The organism is Arsukibacterium sp. (assembly GCF_033722355.1).
In the GTDB taxonomy this organism is placed as follows: domain Bacteria; phylum Pseudomonadota; class Gammaproteobacteria; order Enterobacterales; family Alteromonadaceae; genus Alishewanella.
Genome location: NZ_JAWVZF010000054.1, coordinates 1 through 16,306 on the forward strand (window position 1 = coordinate 1; position 16,306 = coordinate 16,306).

17 protein-coding genes are annotated in these 16,306 nt (G+C 51.1%); 10 read left to right on the forward strand and 7 right to left on the reverse strand.

Annotated elements, in window-relative coordinates:
* Positions 1 to 392 (reverse strand): Na+/H+ antiporter subunit E (locus tag R3177_RS07055; RefSeq protein ID WP_318970339.1); only part of this gene is annotated, 392 nt, incomplete at its 3' end.
* Positions 393 to 524: 132 nt separating this feature from the next.
* On the opposite strand from R3177_RS07055, the gene R3177_RS07060 reads away from it, so the two are divergent.
* The 3 genes from R3177_RS07060 (at position 525) to R3177_RS07070 (ending at position 4,449) form a co-directional block, all read left to right on the forward strand.
* Positions 525 to 2,060 (forward strand): GNAT family N-acetyltransferase, encoded by a 1,536-nt coding sequence (locus R3177_RS07060; RefSeq protein ID WP_318970340.1) that lies wholly within the window; start codon positions 525 to 527, stop codon positions 2,058 to 2,060.
* Positions 2,061 to 2,072: 12 nt separating this feature from the next.
* Complete coding sequence (locus R3177_RS07065) at positions 2,073 to 4,016, forward strand: propionyl-CoA synthetase (RefSeq protein ID WP_318970341.1); 1,944 nt, start codon at positions 2,073 to 2,075, stop codon at positions 4,014 to 4,016.
* A 109-nt stretch (positions 4,017 to 4,125) separates the two neighbouring features.
* Positions 4,126 to 4,449, forward strand: coding sequence for a DUF6170 family protein (locus tag R3177_RS07070; protein ID WP_318970342.1), 324 nt, complete (start codon positions 4,126 to 4,128; stop codon positions 4,447 to 4,449).
* Between the two features lie 70 nt (positions 4,450 to 4,519).
* Here the strand turns inward: R3177_RS07070 and R3177_RS07075 are convergent, their stop codons facing one another.
* A complete protein-coding gene (locus tag R3177_RS07075) occupies positions 4,520 to 5,959 on the reverse strand; it encodes a sodium-dependent transporter (RefSeq protein WP_318970343.1) in 1,440 nt (479 codons plus the stop codon).
* Positions 5,960 to 6,144: 185 nt separating this feature from the next.
* Between R3177_RS07075 and R3177_RS07080 the strand changes: the two genes are divergently transcribed.
* Complete coding sequence (locus tag R3177_RS07080) at positions 6,145 to 6,444, forward strand: YciI family protein (protein WP_318970344.1); 300 nt, start codon at positions 6,145 to 6,147, stop codon at positions 6,442 to 6,444.
* On the forward strand, positions 6,445 to 7,467 hold the full coding sequence (gene galE / locus R3177_RS07085; protein ID WP_318970345.1) for a UDP-glucose 4-epimerase GalE: 1,023 nt from the start codon (positions 6,445 to 6,447) through the stop codon (positions 7,465 to 7,467).
* 73 nt (positions 7,468 to 7,540) lie between these two features.
* Here galE and rluB read toward each other — a convergent pair whose 3' ends face one another.
* The 5 genes from rluB to rnm all read right to left on the reverse strand — a co-directional run bounded on the left by rluB (position 7,541) and on the right by rnm (position 11,468).
* On the reverse strand, positions 7,541 to 8,521 hold the full coding sequence (rluB, locus tag R3177_RS07090; RefSeq protein WP_318970346.1) for a 23S rRNA pseudouridine(2605) synthase RluB: 981 nt from the start codon (positions 8,519 to 8,521) through the stop codon (positions 7,541 to 7,543).
* Positions 8,521 to 9,105, reverse strand: a complete 585-nt coding sequence (scpB, locus tag R3177_RS07095) for an SMC-Scp complex subunit ScpB (protein ID WP_318970347.1) — start codon at positions 9,103 to 9,105, stop codon at positions 8,521 to 8,523. Before scpB ends, rluB begins: the two co-directional genes overlap by 1 nt.
* Before the next feature lie 5 nt (positions 9,106 to 9,110).
* Positions 9,111 to 9,926 carry a ScpA family protein gene (locus R3177_RS07100; protein WP_318970348.1) on the reverse strand — a complete coding sequence of 272 codons (816 nt, stop codon included), beginning with the start codon at positions 9,924 to 9,926 and terminating at the stop codon, positions 9,111 to 9,113.
* A gap of 6 nt (positions 9,927 to 9,932) precedes the next feature.
* A complete protein-coding gene (locus tag R3177_RS07105; RefSeq protein ID WP_318970349.1) occupies positions 9,933 to 10,553 on the reverse strand; it encodes an L-threonylcarbamoyladenylate synthase in 621 nt (206 codons plus the stop codon).
* A 78-nt stretch (positions 10,554 to 10,631) separates the two neighbouring features.
* Positions 10,632 to 11,468, reverse strand: coding sequence for an RNase RNM (gene rnm / locus R3177_RS07110; RefSeq protein WP_318970350.1), 837 nt, complete (start codon positions 11,466 to 11,468; stop codon positions 10,632 to 10,634).
* Between the two features lie 122 nt (positions 11,469 to 11,590).
* Between rnm and R3177_RS07115 the strand changes: the two genes are divergently transcribed.
* The 5 genes from R3177_RS07115 to trpCF all read left to right on the forward strand — a co-directional run.
* Positions 11,591 to 11,770: a DUF6435 family protein gene (locus R3177_RS07115; RefSeq protein WP_318970351.1), complete on the forward strand. Its 180-nt coding sequence runs from the start codon at positions 11,591 to 11,593 to the stop codon at positions 11,768 to 11,770.
* Between the two features lie 285 nt (positions 11,771 to 12,055).
* Positions 12,056 to 13,651: an anthranilate synthase component 1 gene (locus R3177_RS07120; RefSeq protein ID WP_318970352.1), complete on the forward strand. Its 1,596-nt coding sequence runs from the start codon at positions 12,056 to 12,058 to the stop codon at positions 13,649 to 13,651.
* Positions 13,652 to 13,676: 25 nt separating this feature from the next.
* Positions 13,677 to 14,267, forward strand: coding sequence for an aminodeoxychorismate/anthranilate synthase component II (locus R3177_RS07125; RefSeq protein ID WP_318970353.1), 591 nt, complete (start codon positions 13,677 to 13,679; stop codon positions 14,265 to 14,267).
* On the forward strand, positions 14,264 to 15,307 hold the full coding sequence (gene trpD, locus R3177_RS07130; RefSeq protein WP_318970354.1) for an anthranilate phosphoribosyltransferase: 1,044 nt from the start codon (positions 14,264 to 14,266) through the stop codon (positions 15,305 to 15,307). Before R3177_RS07125 ends, trpD begins: the two co-directional genes overlap by 4 nt.
* Positions 15,300 to 16,306 (forward strand): bifunctional indole-3-glycerol-phosphate synthase TrpC/phosphoribosylanthranilate isomerase TrpF (gene trpCF, locus R3177_RS07135; RefSeq protein WP_318970355.1); only part of this gene is annotated, 1,007 nt, incomplete at its 3' end. The genes trpD and trpCF, both read left to right, overlap by 8 nt.

Sequence of the window (16,306 nt, forward strand, 5' to 3'; positions counted from 1 at the left end):
GTGCGTTGCCGATGATGCTGTACCTGAGCACTGCAGGTGCCCGGTAACAGGCTAATTAAACTTGCCAGCAGCTGCCGGCTGGCTGGCTGCGATAATCTGACGGGATACCACTGCCACTGTGGAGCGATATTAGGTTTAATGGCCAATGCCCGCCAGGCAACATCAAAGGCCCCCAGCACCAGCTGTTTTGAAAAAAACATTAAAAACCCCGGCAATCGATGCCAGCGGATCGGTGGTAAATTTAATTGATTAACGTACTGCCAGTAAAGAATGGCTAACCAAAGCGCAAAGAAGAACCACCAGCCCCGGTTATCGGTAAGTGCCAGCCAGCATAACCCGGTAAGGGTGCTGACAAACACAACCCGTTTAACGCTAATAAACTCAGATGGCATGACCCGTCCTTTTTCAGCCAGCGTGTATTTAAAGTAGTGAACATATTAATAAAATTCAAATTAGCCGCTGCTTTTACCGATTGGATATTTGGTGATATGGTTTGTCTGACGCAAGTAACAGGAGCCTGAATTATGCGCGACGATCTGCATTTAAAAATCCGCCACCTGACCCCAGCCGATTATCCTCAGGTTAAGGCATTAATGAACCAGGTCTACTTTGATATTGGCGGCGCCTGGCCTGAGCACACGATTAATAAACTGATTAAAGATTTTGCTGAAGGTCAGATTTGTCTGGTCGATCATGATGAGATTATTGGCCTGGCATTAACCGTTCAGGTTAACTATGACCGTTTCAGCAATCCGCATACCTATGACGATTTAATTGGTAAACGGGAAACCATTCTGCACGACAAAACCGGTGACGCCCTGTATGGTCTGGATTTAATGATCCATCCCGATTACCGGGGTTACCGGCTGGGCCGCCGGTTATACGATGCCCGCAAAGAATTGTGCCGCCAGCTGAACCTGCGGGCAATTTTAGCCGGCGGGCGGATCCCGAATTATCAGCAGCACAGTAATGAGATGTCGGCCGCCGAATATCTTGAGGCAGTAAAGTGCCGGGAGATTTACGACCCCATTCTGAGTTTTCAGTTATCTAATGACTTTCAGTTAAAGCGTTTACTGAAAAAATACCTGCCTGAAGACGAAAGCTCACAGGGCTATGCCACCTTACTGGAATGGAATAATATTTTTTATGAGCCGGTTCAGACAGGTTTGAACAGCCGGAAAACTCAGATCCGGGTAGGTGCCGTGCAATGGCAGATGCGGGAAGTGGCATCGGTAGAGCAAGTATTGCAACAGGTTGAATACTTTGTCGACGCACTGGCTGATTATCAGAGCGACTTCGCACTGTTTCCGGAGTTTTTTAACGCCGCACTGATGGGGCTGTGCCCTGATAAATCGAACCAGACCGCAGCTATTCGTTTTTTAGCCGGTTTTACCGAGCAGTTTAAGGCAGCAATGTCCGACATGGCGGTAAGCTACAATATTAATATTATTACCGGTTCAATGCCGGTACTTGAAGGTGACAGCCTGTTTAATGTCAGTTTCTTATGCCGGCGTGACGGCACCATTGACTGTCAGAGCAAAATTCATATTACGCCGCACGAACGTCGCGACTGGGTTATTGAAGGTGGCAATAAACTGCAGGTATTTGACACGGATGCCGGCCGGGTGGGTATTTTAATTTGTTACGATGTTGAATTTCCCGAATTAAGCCGGTTGTTAGCTCAGCAGGATATGGACGTGCTGTTTGTGCCATTCTGGACCGACACCAAAAATGGTTTTCTCAGGGTCAAACACTGTGCCATGGCGCGTGCCATTGAAAACGAGTGTTATGTCGTGATCTGCGGCAGCTGCGGTAATCTGCCGCAGGTGGATAACCTTGACGTTCAGTATGCGCAGTCTGCGGTTTTCTCGCCGTCGGATTTTGCCTTTCCGCATGATGCGGTAATGACTGAAACCACGCCAAATACCGAAATGATGATGTTCTCTGATTTAGATCTGGATCGCTTGAAGCAAATCCGCAATGAAGGCTCCGTCACTAACTTAAAAGACCGTCGGCATGATCTGTATCAAGTAAACTGGCTCAACCTGCTGCCCGGTTAGCCATAAGTCTAAGTGGCAACACGGCGGTTTTTCGCTAAGGTAGTTAAAACCGCCGCCACAAGGACAATCACGATGTCTTATCAAACTGAATATCAGTCAGCCTGCCAGCAGAGCCGGCAATTCTGGGCCGACAAAGCAAAACGCTTGAACTGGTATAAAGCCCCTACCCAAATTCTTACCCAAAATGGTGAGCACTACCAGTGGTTTGCCGATGGCGAACTGAATACCGCCTATCTGGCGCTCGACTATCACGTCGAGCAAGGTCGCGGTGAACAAGTGGCACTGATTTATGACTCACCGGTGACCGGCAGCAAACAACACTATAGTTATCAGCAACTGACTGCTGAAGTAGCCATGTTTGCCGGCGTATTAAAGGCCCGGGGGGTGACCAAAGGTGATCGGGTCGTCATTTACATGCCAATGATCCCGCAAGCGGTGATTGCTATGCTGGCTGTGGCCCGGTTGGGTGCCGTGCATTCGGTGGTATTTGGCGGTTTTGCCGCTCAGGAGCTGGCTGTGCGAATAGACGACGCCAGCCCGAAAGTCATTGTTTCTGCATCATGCGGTATTGAAGTTAACCGGGTCATCGCTTATAAACCGCTGTTGGATAACGCCTTGCAGCTGGCTGCACATCAACCCGACAGTTGTATCATCTGGCAAAGGCCAGAGCTTTTGGCCAAGCTTAAGTCAGAGCGCGATTATGACTGGCAATGTCTGCTTAAAAAGGCACAGCCGGCAGCCTGTGTACCGGTAAACAGCACCGACCCGCTGTATATTTTGTATACCTCCGGCACCACCGGCAAACCCAAAGGCGTGGTGCGGGATAATGGCGGCCATGCGGTGGCACTGCATTACAGTATGCAGGCCATTTATGGCATGGCGCCGGGTGAGGTATTCTGGGCGGCTTCAGATGTCGGTTGGGTGGTTGGTCACTCTTATATTGTGTATGGGCCTTTGCTGGCCGGTTGTACCAGCGTGTTATATGAAGGCAAACCGGTGTATACCCCGGATGCCGGTGCATTCTGGCGGGTTTGCGCCGAATATAACGTGAAAGCGCTGTTTGCTGCTCCCACTGCCTTTCGGGCGATCCGCAAAGAGGACCCGGATGCACAGTTATTAAAACAATACGATTTAACTGGATTAGAGCGGATCTACATGGCTGGCGAACGACTGGACCCGGCCACTTACGACTGGACCGTCAGCCACACTGGCAAACCAGTGATAGACCACTGGTGGCAAACCGAAACCGGTTGGGCCATTTGTGCCAATCCGGCCGGTATTGAGTTACTGCCCGCTAAAGCCGGCTCGGCTACAGTGCCGGTGCCCGGTTATCAGGTTGCGATACTCGATCATAACGGCCAGCCTTTGCCTGCTAACCAGCAGGGCAATATTGCGCTCAAACTGCCGCTGCCGCCGGGTTGCCTGACCACGATCTGGCAGAACCCGGAACGTTTTGTCAGCGGCTATTTGCGTCAGTTTCCGGGATATTATGCCAGTGGCGATGGCGGCTACCTCGATGATGATGGCTATCTGTATGTGATGGGCCGGACCGATGATGTCATTAATGTCGCCGGTCACCGGCTATCAACCGGTGAGATGGAGGAAGTTGTGGCCAGCCACCCGGCTGTCGCCGAATGCTGTGTTATTGGCCTGGCCGATCCACTGAAAGGCCAGCAACCAGTTGGTTTTATTTTACTTAAAAACGGGGCTGATATCAGCGAACAACAGCTGCAAAGTGAGTTGGTGCAACGGGTACGCCAGCAGATAGGCGCGTTGGCCTGCTTTAAGCAGGCATTGATTGTGCCGCGATTACCGAAAACCCGCTCAGGCAAAATACTGCGTAAACTGCTACGGCAAATTGCCGATGGCGAGGATTATGTCGTGCCCTCAACCATTGACGATCCGGCCAGCCTGAGCGATATTGCCGCATGTATGGCAAAGCGCGGCCTGCTGTAAATTTTTGCCCGTCAGCGCGTTCAAATTGATCGGGCGATGGGCAATGGCTGTAATAACGGGTTATAATATCCGCCTGCCGCTACGGCGGCCGTTTTAGCAAGGATAAACCATGTTGTATTTTAACAGCCATAAAATCCCCGAATTACGCGGTCTCAATTTTGCCCAGCGCATGCAAGTTGTCAGGGCCTGCGCTGATAAACTGCCGGCACCAACTAAAGTCGGCTTGAATATTCTCAAGTTACTTGTTTTATCCGGGCTGTTTATTTTAATTGCCAGAGCGGATGGCTGGGCAATCGCCGGTTATGTATTACTGCTTATCATCGCTTACCCGCTGATCACCCGCCCGATAACTTATGCATTATGTCAAAGTCAGTTCAGCGCAATGCGCCGCCAGTTATTTGAACAGAAAAATCCACCAGATGCCGCTGACTAAGCTTTTACTTAACCGCCAAAAAAAACCCGCCGTTGGCGGGTTCTTTGTTTGATTCAGCTAAGCCCTGAGATTAGTTAAAGCCAATATAACTGAAGAATACGGTCAGCATATTGTAGCCAAAATAGATGGTCAGCACTGTATTGACAAAGATAATGGCCAGAATTACCGGAATAAAGGTACCCAGAGAAAAATTAACATATTTCTGTAACAGCGAACCGGCAAAACGGCTATTCCCCTGGATCATCTCGGCATCCAGATTATGTTTCTTCCAACGGTAAATCACAAACAAACATAACAGCAACCCATTTAACGGCAGAATGGTTTCATAAAACATGTCGTAAATCAGAGCAAAAAACGACTTGGTATTGCCACCATAACTTAAAATATTACTCAGCCAGTCAATCCGGCCAAATGACAACGCGCTGATAATCGCCAGCACCACCATAGCCGCGCCCAGCGAATACAATGCTTTACGCCGGGTCAGTCCCTTACCATCCATAATACTGGCCACGGGTACCTCAATAATAGACACCAGCGAGGTCATGGCGGCGAAAAAAACCAGCAGGAAGAAAAATGAAGCAACAAATGAGGCGCCGAAATAGCCAATATCCGCTTGCAACGCCAGGAAGATTTTTGGCAGGAACATAAAAATCATGCCAATACTCGATTCTGACAATTCACTGATTTCAATGTCCGGATTAAACGAGAATGCCGCAGGTAAAATCAGCAAACCCGAGCAACAGGCAACCAGTAGCGATAACGCCGCCACCATTTTACCGGCAGAGACAATATTGTTATTTTTCTGAATATAAGAGCCATAGGTGATTAAAATGCCCATGGCCAGTGACAGCGAGAAAAAGGCCTGGGCCAGCGCGCCATTTAATACGTTACCGTTAATTTTGCTAAAATCCGGAACCAGGAAAAACTTGACCCCAAGCATAGCGTTATCAAGCGTCAATACGTAAATAACCAGCGCAATTAACATAACAAATAACGTTGGCATCAGCACCGTAGTCGCTTTTTCAATCCCTTTTTTCACCCCGCCCTGCAGAATTAAAAATGTCAGGCCGACAACGATTGCCATATAAACAAACAACTCGTTGCTGTTAATAAAAAAACCAAAACCATCAGGATCGGCAAGTTTATCTAACTGGCCCATCATTGCTTTACCCAGATAACCGGCAATCCAGACGGTAATAACCAGATAAAATACGCCAATCATAAAAGGGGTAATCACCGACAACCAACCAACGGTGCGCCAGGCCCGGTTCTGGCCAATTTCAGTGTAGGCGCCCAGCGGGTTTTGCCGGGTATGCCGGCCCAGACTCATTTCCGCCAGCATGACCGGCAGGCAGATAAAAAATACAAAAATGGCATAAATAATTAAAAATGCGGCACCGCCGTTTTTACTCGCCATCACCGGAAAGGCGACCAGGTTACCTATACCGACGGCCGAACCTGCGGCCGCCAGAATAAAGCCCAGACTGGAGCTGAATTGTTCACGTTTCATTGGATTGCGGACTCCCTGAATTTTATTATTAGAATTGTTGTTAGGCTATTTTTATAATATTCGCTCAGCATGCTAACAGCAGGCCGCGGCAAATCCTAGCCCGACCTTTTACAAAGGCACAGCTAATTGGTTTTGGCGACCGGATCTGCTATCTTGCTGCGACAAAACAGTAGGTGGGTTTTACCATGTTCTATATGATTTACTCTGAAGATGCGGCCAACAGTCTGGAAAACCGGTTGGCAACCCGACCAGCGCATCTGGCGCGGCTGCAGGCCCTGAATGAAGCAGGCCGGTTATTACTTGCCGGCCCGTTACCTGCGATAGACAGCAATGAGCCCGGTGGTGCCGGTTTTACCGGCTCACTGGTGGTGGCCGAATTTACCTCTCTGGCTGATGCTCAGCGCTGGGCTGACAGTGATCCCTACTTAACTGCGGGTGTTTACGTTAAGTCCACGGTTAAACCGTTCAAACGGGTGCTGCCTTAAATGAATTATATTCTGCTAACGGGCGGTGCTGGTTATATCGGCAGTCATACCGCTTTAGCCCTGCTGCGTGCCGGCTACCAGGTAATTAGTTTTGATAACTACAGCAATTCTTCCGCGACCGCACTTAAGCGGGTCGAAAAACTGGCTGGCGGCAACATCATTTGTCTCAGTGGTGATATCCGCGACGAAGCGGCACTTAGCGCAGTTTTCCGGCAATACCCGGTGGCTGCTGTCATCCATTTTGCCGGTTTAAAAGCGGTTGGCGAGTCAACAGAACAACCCTTACATTATTACGATAATAATGTCGGTGGTACTATTACCCTGTGCCGGGTAATGCGGGAGTTTAATGTTAAGAAGCTGGTATTCAGCTCCTCAGCCACGGTGTATGGCGATGCCAAAACCGTGCCGATAGACGAAACAGCACCGCGCTCGGCTACCAATCCGTATGGCCAGAGCAAGTTGATGATTGAGCATATTCTGGCAGATCTGGTTAATGCAGAACCTGACTGGGGCATTACCCTATTGCGCTATTTTAATCCGGTCGGTGCCGACAGCAGCGGTCAGATTGGTGAAGATCCTAATGGTATTCCCAACAATCTGATGCCGTTTATTTCACAGGTTGCAGTGGGTAAGCGCGATAAGCTGAATATTTTCGGTAACGATTACCCCACTGCCGATGGCACCGGTGTCCGTGACTATATCCACGTTGTCGATTTAGCCGCCGGCCATCTGAAAGCGCTGCAATATCTTGAAAATCATCAGGGTATTGAAGCGATTAATCTGGGTACCGGTACCGGCTACAGTGTGCTGGAGATGGTCAACGCTTTCGTGCGGGTTAATCAGGTTGAGGTTCCGTATCAGATTGCGCCCCGCCGGCCGGGCGATATTGCCAGTTGCTTTGCAAGACCGGATAAAGCGTTAAAGCTGCTGGGTTGGCAGGCAGAAAAAACGCTGGCTGACATGGTGCGTGACAGCTGGCACTGGCAGCGCCAGAACCCCAATGGTTATGCTGAGAATAAGTAACCCCTGCTAGGCGCTATAACAAAAGGCGCCGCAGCGCCTTTTGGGGTAACTTATCCGGGCAATGTCTACGATATCAACTCTGGCCCTGCCGGGTTGGCTTCTTGCCGGTAGGCTGGCGCTCAGTGGACTTACCTTTACCGGCAGGCGCGCGTTGTGGCCTGGCAGCGGGTTTGGGTTTTGGCTCCGCTTTTTTGGCGGGGGTTTTCTCAGCGATCTGATGCTTACGCACGGCGCGCTTCATGCTGGCCAGCCGGCGGCGACGTTCGGTACGATCTTCACTTTTAACCAGAGTCTGCTGTTCAGGGCTTAACTGCACCAACTGGCGCAGGTAGTTCACCTCCTCCAGCGGATATTCGGCATAACCGCCGGCAGGAATGTGCTTGGGCAGCAGTAAATCGCCATAACGTACCCGGATAAGCCGGCTGACCACAGCGCCCTGCGACTCCCACATCCGCCGTACTTCACGGTTACGGCCTTCGGTTAGAACCACATGAAACCAGCGGTTAATCCCCTCGCCCGGCAGTGCTTTAATTTTCTTAAAGTTCGCTTTGCCATCTTCCAGCTCAACCCCGGTGCGCAGCCGCTGGATCATCGCATCATTGATATCACCAAATACCCGTACTGCGTATTCGCGCTCGACTTCAAATTTCGGGTGCATTAAGCGGTTAGCCAGTTCACCATCTGTGGTAAACAACAGCAAACCTGAGGTATTAATATCCAGCCGGCCAATGGCTATCCAGCGGGCCCCTTTAATATTGGGTAAACGGGAAAACACCGTGGGCCGGCCTTCCGGATCAGTACGCGAGCATATTTCACCTTCAGGTTTATGGTATGCCAGTACCCGGCAGATTTGCTGCTCCTCACTGGCCAGCTGCACCGGGTGGCCATCTACCCGTACTGCCTGATTGGTGCTGACCCGATCGCCCAGCGTCGCGGGCTTGCCATCAACAGTAACCCGGCCCTTGCTGATCCACTCTTCCATCTCCCGGCGCGAGCCAATGCCGGCGCGGGCTAATACTTTCTGCAGTTTTTCACTGCTGCTTTTATCACTCATTAGTGTAACTCTCCTGTCATCTCGACGGTGGGAAGAAGATCGGCCGTCAGCGCGGTAAATTCCGGCAAAGGCGGCAAATCAGTAAGGCTTTTTAAGCCAAAATAATCTAAAAACAATGGCGTAGTGGCGTACAAGCCCGGCCGGCCGGGAACTTCTTTATGGCCCACCACTTTTACCCAGCCCCGATCCAGTAAAGTGCGCATAATCTGGCTACTCACTGTCACGCCACGCACCTCTTCAATTTCACCACGGGTCACCGGTTGCTTATAGGCAATCAGGGCCAGGGTTTCCAGCACCGCGCGGGAATAACGGGCAGCGCGCTCGGGCCACAGCTGGGCTAAATCATCGCTAAGTTCAGGGCGGGTCTGAAACCGAAACCCGGAAGCCGTTTGCTGCAGCACAATGCCGCGGGCACTGTAATCATCTTTAAGCTGGCGGATTGTAGCATCTATCCGGCTTTTACTGACAGTGAAACGTTGCAGCACCGTGGCCTGCAACTCAGCGACACCCAGCGGTTGCTCGCTGGCAAAAATAGCAGCCTCAATCAGTTGCAACAACTGAATATCGTTAATTTTCTGGGCCATCAGTACTACTCCCGGGCTAATTTAACGTGAATTTGGCCATAGGCTTCTACCTGAGTCAGCGCTATCATTTTCTCTTTGGTCAGCTCCAGTATTGCCAGAAAACTCACCACCACACCCTCACGCCCTTCGGCCAGATCAAAACATTGTTCAAATACCAGATAACCCTGGCTCTGTTGCAGTAAATCTAAAATCCGGCTCATCCGCTCCCGGGTCGACAAATGCTCCCGTTTAATGTGGTGATGCTGAAAATCTTTCGCCCGTTGCATTATGCCTTTGAGTGCCATCACCAGCTCAGTCAGCTCCACCTCGGGCAGTATAACCAGGGGGCTGAAATTATCGGCAAGCGCGGCCCGGGCAGTGAAGTAATCACGCTCGTCGCGTGGCAGGCTGTCCAGTTCACCGGCGGCCTGTTTATACACTTCATATTCCTGCAAGCGACGGATAAGCTCGGCCCGCGGGTCCTGCTCCTCATCATCATGCTGAGTATGTTTGGGTAATAATAAGCGTGATTTTATCTCGGCCAGCATCGCCGCCATCACCAGATATTCGGCGGCCAGTTCAAAGTTAAGCCCCTGCATTAAATCAATATACTCCATATACTGCAGGGTAATTTCGTTAACCGGTAAATCGACAATATCAAACTTATGCTTGCGGATTAAATACAGTAAAAAGTCGAGCGGACCTTCGAACGCATCCAGCATCACCTCCAGCGCATCCGGGGGAATATACAGATCGTCCGGCCGTTGATGCACCGCTTCGCCGCGGACAAACGCCAGCGGCAAAGGGGGTTGTACCGTCAGATTACCAGGCGGGTTGCTCATCTGACTTTACATAAAAGGCGTCGGATCGCCACGACCTTCCCGAAGCACGGTAGCACCCTCTTCTGATAAGTCGATCACGGTCGTCGGATCTTCACCTATCACACCACCATGCAAAATTAAATCAACCTGACGCTCCAGCCGGGCGCGCATCTCATCGGGATCGGCCTCAGCAAAATGCTGCCCCGGCAAAATCAAACTGGTCGATAATAAGGGTTCACCCAGTTCTGCCAGCAGAGCCTGGGCAATTTTATTTTCCGGGATCCGAAGGCCAATGGTTTTTTTCTTGTCATTTAACAATCGCCGCGGCACTTCTTTAGTGCCCCGTAAAATAAAAGTATAGGCGCCGGGTGTATTGTTCTTTATCAGTCGAAAAGCGGTATTTTCTACCTTAGCGTAGACCGACAATTCCGATAAATCGCGACACATCAGAGTAAAATGGTGCTCACCGCTGATTTGACGAATCTGGGTAATTCTGTCCATGGCATTTTTGTCGCCGACATGACAGCCCAGGGCGTAGCCACTGTCGGTTGGATAAACTACGACACCACCTTGCTTAATAATTTGTACCGCTTGTTTTAGCAAGCGTTGCTGCGGATTGTCAGGATGAATATTAAAAAATTGGCTCATCTGTTATTCTTCTGTCGTTAGTCAGCTGCCAGGCAGCGAGTGTCCATGTCATAAGCCGTCAGGGATCGGGCTCAGATGTTAGTTCAGGGCCCAGTTATGCCAGACCGGCGTAACATCATCAGTTAAATATAGATTTTTTCCAAGATCATTCCAGCTGGTCTGCTGATGAAAGTCTGAACCCACTGACGCGGTTAAACCGTGCAACTGACACAATGCCCACAGCTCACGCTTTTGTACCGGGGTTTGCTGCGGTGAAATAATTTCCATCGCGTCACCGCCGGCCGTAGCAAATTGCTCCGCCAGCCGTTTTACCCACTTTGTTGTCAGTTGGTATTTTAAAGGATGCGCCAGCACCGCGACACCACCGGCATCATGGATCCACTGCACTGCATCAGCCATCTCTACCCAGTTACTGGGCACATAACCAGTTTTACCGCGGCCCAGGTATTTCTTAAATACCGCATTAATTGAATCCGCCTTGCCTATATTGACCAGATGGCGGGCAAAATGGGTACGGGTTACTGCGGCGCCATCCGCCAGTGCCAGAACCGCCGGCAGCACATCTGGGATCTGGCTTTTCTCAAGCCGCCGCGCCATTTCTTCTGCGCGTGCCATCCTTTGCTGTTGCTGTGATGCCAGCCGGGCCAGTAACGTTGGGCAATCCGGATTGATATTCAGGCCAACGATATGAATTTCCAGTTGCTGCCAGCAGGTCGAGATTTCGACACCGTTGATTAGCCTGAGGGCCAGTTGCTGCTCGGCAATCGCTGCCCTGGCGGGCGCTAAGCCGGCCACCGTATCGTGATCAGTAATTGCCAGCGCGTCCACGCCGCGTTCAACGGCCCGGGCAACCAATTGTGCCGGCGACAATACGCCGTCAGAGCACCAGGTATGGCTGTGTAAGTCAAATTTCATCACTACCTCTATATCAGCTTGCTATTGTCGCACAGCGCTGTCGTTTGGCAAAGCATACTGCTTACTGAACCAGCCGCCCCGGCGCTGCGTATCCACCAGCAAATCTATTATAAGGTGTAATGATGTTTGGTTTTTTAAAGCCCAATCCGGCAAAAAAATTACGTAAAGCATACGACAGTAAGCTGGAGCAGGCCATGCATGCCCAGCGTAACGGCGATATGCGGCTGTATGCCGACTTAACCGAACAAAGCGAGCAAATCTGGCAGCAATTGGCCGAGCTGGAAAAAAGTGCTGCAAAATAATGCCGCTAAACGAGTCGGCTGCAAAAGCCATCTGGCCGCTTATACGCTTTTAATTCTGAGATATAACAAAACAGCACTTGACGCGCGCCACATTTCGCGGTTTTATGTGGCAACTTTATTGTAATAATCAGTGATTAAACTCAATGCATTATACAAGCGCTTTTAACCTGACCAACTGGTGGTGGCACATACCCAACGGGCGTGTGTAGGCGTTGTATTAGCTTTAATTACCGAAGCCCGTTTCCTGATAAGAAACGGGTTTTTTTATTTTAAGAGATTAATATTATGATTTTCAGTCATATTACCGACCAGCAAGGCGAAGTTGCCAGTATTACCATGCCAGCGCCTTACCATCCGGATGCGCTGGCCACCTTTGCCTGTTTAAGTGCTGACAGCGATAATGCCGTGCTGCTCGAATCTGCCGAGATTGACAGCAAAGATAACCTGAAAAGCCTGATGCTGCTTGATGCGGCACTGCGCATTGAGTGCAACGGCATGCAAGTCATTATCACTGCACTTAGTCAGAATGGCTGCACCTTATTACCTTTTCTGGCCCGCAAGCTGGCAGACGTTGCAAAGCTGACACAACAGCAGAATAGTCTGACCCTGCTGTTCAGCCAGCCGGACCCACTGCTGGATGAAGTCAGCCGGCTGTTGCAGCCGAATCCGTTTTCAGTGCTGCGGGTCATTCAGCAGCAGCTGACCAGCCACAGCCTGCAAACTGCTGAGGCCAATAATCAGCCTGATTTTGCCATTATGCTGGCTGGGGTCATCGGCTATGACATGGTGGCCAATGCCGAACAATTGCCCGATGTCGGTAATGGCAATAATCAGTGCCCGGACTTTTTATTCTATCTGGCTGAAACCCTGCTGGTGCTTGATCATCAGCGAGGACAAAGCCAGCTGGTGGGCAATGTGTTTTGTGGCGAACAGGCCCCGGCCACTTATTTTGTCATTGGTAAACGCTTAGAGCAGTTAAAGCAGCGGCTGGCTGAACCGGTAGCACTGGCAGCTGGCAAACCTGGCGATGACAGCACATTACAGGTCGATATCAGTGATGCCGAATTCAGCCGCCAGGTAGAGGCATTAAAGCAGCATATTGTCAGTGGTGATGTATTTCAGGTAGTGCCGTCACGATGCTTCAGCCTGCCCTGCCCGAACCCGCTGGCGGCCTATGCCAAATTAAAACAGCTTAACCCAAGCCCTTATATGTTTTATCTAAAAGATCCGGCTTTTCAGTTATTCGGCGCCTCACCTGAGTCTGCTTTGAAATTTTCGGCCAGCAACCGGCAGGTGGAAATTTATCCGATTGCCGGCACAAGGCGCCGCGGCTTTAAAGCGGATGGCACTATTGACCGTGATTTAGATAGCCGGATTGAGCTGGAACTGCGCCAGGATGACAAGGAAAAAGCCGAACATTTAATGCTGGTCGATTTGGCCCGCAACGATGTTGCCAGGATCAGTGTGCCCGGCAGCCGCTATGTCAAAGAATTGCTGAAGGTAGACCGCTATTCATATGTGATGCATCTGGTATCCCGGGTTATCGGTACCTTAAAACCTGAGCTGGATGCCCTGCACGCCTATCAGGCCTGTATGAATATGGGCACTCTGGTAGGCGCGCCGAAGGTCAAAGCTGCTGAACTTATCCGCAAAGTGGAAAGCCAGCGCCGCGGTAGTTATGGTGGCGCTGTCGGCTATTTAACCGGCAATGGTGATTTTGACAGCTGTATTGTCATTCGATCAGCCTATGTTGCCAACAACACCGCTTATATACAGGCGGGTGCCGGTGTGGTGTTTGACTCAGTGGCCGAACTGGAAACAGAGGAAACCCGTAATAAAGCCCAGGCCGTGATCAGCGCCATTATGGCATCAGGCCACTAACCCGAGCCAGGAGTAATAACGCATTATGACGACGCTGTATTTACTAGATAATGTCGACTCTTTCACTTACAACCTGGTGGACGAATTCGCCCAGTCAGGCTATGCGGTTAAACTGTACCGAAATACCGTGCCCGCCCAATACATTTTTGACAAGATGCAGCAGGAAACCGGTCCGGTACTGTTAGTATTGTCACCCGGCCCGGGCGCCCCGGCAGACGCCGGTTGTATGCCCGCGCTGCTGCGTCTGGTCGCCGGCCACTATCCGGTGCTCGGTATTTGTCTGGGGCATCAGGCCATCACCGAGCATTATGGTGGCATTGTTGGCCGTGCCGGCGAAACCGTGCACGGTAAAACAGCCAGTATCAGGGTTGCGCCGCATCCGGTCTTCAACGGCTTGCCGAATCCGTTTTCGGTAGCCCGTTACCATTCCCTGATGGCTACTGAACTGCCAGATGCGCTGACCTGCATTGGCACTGACCGGCATATTCCAATGGCGGTGATCCATGAACAACAACGGATGCTGGGCTTTCAGTTTCACCCCGAATCTATTCTGACTACCCTTGGTAAGCCGTTGTTGCAGCAAAGTATTCATTATTTATTAAGGAGTGATGGATGATAAACGTCGAGCAACAACAGCTGTCGGCCCAGGTACAGCTTCTGGTGCAACAGGTCTTAACTGGCAAGTCACTTAGCCAGAGTCAGAGCGAGGCCTTCTTCAGTGCAGTAGTACAGGGGCAGGTGCCAGCGATACCCCTGACCGCCTTACTGGTGGCGCTGAAAATGCGCGGCGAAACCGCAGCGGAAATTGCCGGTGCTGCCAGAGCCCTGCGCCAGGCCGCAGTGCCTTTTGCTGAAAAGCTTGCCGGTAGTATTGATTGCTGCGGCACCGGCGGTGATGGCAGTAATACAATTAATATCTCTACGACAGCAGCCATTGTTGGCGCCAGTATGGGGCTGCCGGTAATTAAACATGGCAATCGCAGTGTCTCGTCACGTTCAGGCTCAGCCGATCTGCTGGAGCAGTTGGGTGTCAATATCGAGCTGTCTGCTACCCAGGCACTCGCCACATTAAAAGCCACAAATTGCAGTTTCTTGTTTGCACCGCTTTACCATGCCGGCATTAAATATGCCATGCCAGTGCGCCAGGCCCTGAAAAGCCGCACGCTGTTTAACCTGTTAGGACCGCTGGTTAACCCGGCCGCACCTGATTTTCAGTTACTGGGCGTGTATGATCCAACCCTTTGCCGGGTAATGGCTGAAGCGCTGCAGCAACTGGGCACAAAAGCGGCCTGGGTGGTGCATGGCAGTGGTTGTGATGAAGTTGCCCTGCATGGCAATACTTATGTCTGCCAACTTAAGGATGACACGATAACCGAGTTTACTCTGTGTCCTGATGATTTTGGCCTGAACGCGCAGCCACTTAGCAGCCTTGCTGGCGGCAGCCCGGCCGACAATGCCGCGGCCACTTTGGCGATACTGTCAGGCACCGGCCAGCGCGCCCATAACGAGGCGGTGGCCATGAACGTTGCGGCTATGCTGAAAATTGCCGGGCTTGGCGATAATCTTGTGATAAATACCCGGGCAGTGCTGGAATGTCTGGCCAGTGGTAAAGCAATGCAAACCTTGCAACAATTTAAGGAAATCAGCCATGGTTAACGAGCGACGCAGCGAGCAGCTCAGCGGCGTGCTGGCTAAAATTATCCAGCATAAAACCGCTGAAGTGGCAGGCCTTAAACAGACAAAACCACTGCACCGGTTTGTGGATGATATAACACCAAGCAAGCGTGACTTTCTGGCAGCGCTGCAACAGCCGGGCAGCCGCTTTATTCTGGAATGTAAAAAAGCCTCTCCGTCAAAAGGCGTGATCAGGCAACAGTTTGATTTAACTGAAATAAGCCAGGTATATAATCAATATGCAGATTGCATTTCCGTCCTGACTGATGAGCATTTCTTTCAGGGCAGTTATCAGAACCTGGCAATAATGCGTCAGCTCACCGACAAGCCATTGCTGCACAAAGATTTTATTATCGACCCTTATCAGATCTATCTGGGCCGTCTGCATGGCGCCGATGCGGTGCTGCTGATGTTATCGGTATTAAGCGATGAAGATTACCAGCCGCTGGCTGCACTGGCGGGCGATCTTAATATGACGGTGCTGACTGAAGTCAGTAATGAAGCGGAAACCCGCCGAGCGGTAGCACTTGGTGCAAAGCTGATTGGTATTAATAACCGTAATCTGCGCGATCTGAGCACCGATTTAAATACCAGTTTTGTGCTGTCGGAACTGATCCCTGATGGGGTTGCCGTGGTATCAGAGTCGGGGATATACACCAATCAGCAGGTACGGCAGTTACAGCCGGTCGCAGATGCCTTTCTGGTGGGCAGTTCACTGATGGCGCAAAGCGACCTGGCCAGGGCCGCCCGGATGTTGATTGTCGGCGAACATAAAGTCTGTGGCTTAACCCGGCCTGAGGATGTTCAAGCGGCCTGGCAGGCCGGCGCCTGTTATGGCGGTTTTATTTTTGTCCCGGCATCAAAACGTTGTGTCAGCGTTGAGCAGGCGGCAAAGCTGGTTAGCGCAGCGCCACTTAACTTTGTTGGTGTTTTTGTCGATGCACCGCTGACTGATATCGCCGATATTGCCAGCACGCTGCA